The following is a 2,067-nucleotide window of genomic DNA, read 5'->3' as shown; positions in this document are numbered from 1 at the left end:
CAAAATATGGATACCGTTTCATATCTGTCAAAACCTGTAGTACCTTTTATCAAGGTTACGCAGGACAGAGTGGTGCTTGAGATAATGAGAGGCTGTATCAGAGGTTGCAGATTCTGTCAGGCCGGAAATGTATACAGACCTCAGAGAGAGCATTCACTTGACTACCTTATAAACTATGCAAAGACAATGCTTGATATCACGGGAGCGGAAGAAATCTCGCTCAGCTCACTGAGTTCAAGTGATTACAGCAACCTGGGAAAACTTTTAGACTTTTTGCTTGAATATACCAAGGAGAGAGGTATCAATATCTCATTGCCTTCACTTAGAATAGATGCATTTTCACTTGATGTGATGAGTAAGGTACAGGATGTAAAGAAGAGTTCACTTACATTTGCACCTGAAGCAGGCACACAAAGACTACGAGATGTTATAAATAAGGGTATTACGGAAGAAGATATATTAAACGGGTCTATGGAAGCGTTTAAGGGCGGTTGGAATAAGGTAAAGCTTTATTTTATGCTTGGACTTCCTACAGAAACGGATGAAGACATAAAGGGAATACCTGAACTTTGTGAGAAAATAGCAAAGAATTACTATTCAATACCGAAAGATCAAAGAATAGGTAAGGTTTCAATCACTGCAAGTTCGTCATTTTTTGTACCTAAGCCTTTTACACCTTTCCAGTGGGCAAAGATGGAGACAAGAGACGAATACATAAGAAGAGCGCATTTGGTCAAGGATACAATGAGAGAACAGCTAAATCAAAGAAGTATGAAATATCAGTACCACGACGCGGAGGTTACACTGCTTGAGGGACTTATGGCAAGAGGTGACAGAAAGATTGCCGATGTTATAGTAAGTGCATATAAAAATGGTGCAATGTATGACTCATGGTCCGATCAGTTCAGTATGGAATACTGGGATAAGGCGTATGAAGAAACAGGAATTTACCCTGATTTTTATACACTCAGAGAAAGAAGCATTGATGAGGTATTCCCTTGGGATTTTATAGACTCGGGAGTTACAAAGAACTTCCTTATCAGAGAGTGGAATACGGCACATGAGGATAAGATTTCGCCGAACTGCAGACAGCAGTGTTTGGGATGCGGTGCAAGAAAGTATAACGGAGGTGTTTGTCTTGAAAGTGCGAATTAAGTTTGAAAAGACGGATCAGATGCGTTTTATCGGACATCTTGATTTGATGAGATATTTTCAAAAGGCCATGAGAAGAGCGGATATTCCGATAAAGTACAGTGAAGGTTTTTCACCGCATCAAATAATGTCTTTCGGTGCTCCTTTAAGTATGGGAGTGTCGGGACTTGGCGAATATATGGATATTGAGTTAAAAGAAGCAAGCCATATCTCTTCAAAAGATGCGTTAGACAGATTGAACGCCGTGATGTGTACAGGTATGAAGATTAAAAAGTTCCTACAAATACCTGATGACTCAAAGCCTGCTATGGCACTTATGGACACTGCCGATTTTAAGGCGGAGTTTAAAGAGAGTGTATCACAGGATGAGATAAAGAAAGCCATAGATAAGTTGCTTTCAAGAGAATCGATTTTGCTTACAAAGGTTTCAAAGAAGAAAAAGAAAAATGAGTACGGTAAGTTTGTAGAGGTTGAGACTACAAGCGTAACGGATATCAAGTCGTATATATATAAGCTTGAAGCTTTAGAAAACGGAGTATTCATGCACTTATCTCAGGGAAGTACCAACAATATAAAGCCTGCATTTGTAATGGATTTTTTGGCGGAGGAAGGCCTTGAAGGTGCAAAAAGAAATGAATACTACCTGTACAGGCTTGATATGTACACAGATGAAGGGAAGGCCTTAGATGAGTACGGCTGTGAAATTATCTAAGCTTCTTATCACAAGATATAAGAATAAACTTTTTGCCATATCCTATGACGGCAATACAGCCAATGAGATAGAATATATTGAAAATAATTCTTTACTTGGAAGCATACATATAGGAAGAGTAAAAAAGATATCAAAGAATATAAATGCAGCATTTGTGGAGATTGAATACAATAAAGAGCGTCAGACAGTGTATTTTGATATGC

The 2,067-nt window shown here is 38.6% G+C and carries 3 protein-coding genes; all 3 read left to right on the top strand.

The window, feature by feature from the left end:
* Window positions 1-1,155, top strand: a 1,155-nt coding sequence (locus ACO6FI_RS13210; RefSeq protein ID WP_485457728.1) for a TIGR03960 family B12-binding radical SAM protein, incomplete at its 5' end; no start/stop codon positions are given.
* Window positions 1,145-1,864 (top strand): TIGR03936 family radical SAM-associated protein, encoded by a 720-nt coding sequence (locus ACO6FI_RS13205; protein ID WP_485457729.1) that lies wholly within the window; start codon window positions 1,145-1,147, stop codon window positions 1,862-1,864. The genes ACO6FI_RS13210 and ACO6FI_RS13205, both read left to right, overlap by 11 nt.
* Window positions 1,839-2,067, top strand: a 229-nt coding sequence (locus ACO6FI_RS13200) for a S1 domain-containing protein (RefSeq protein WP_485457727.1), incomplete at its 3' end; no start/stop codon positions are given. The genes ACO6FI_RS13205 and ACO6FI_RS13200, both read left to right, overlap by 26 nt.

Source organism: Lachnoanaerobaculum sp. (assembly GCF_057250505.1).
The sequence above is the reverse complement of the archived record's forward strand: the minus strand, read 5'-3'. Positions and strand labels throughout refer to the sequence as shown.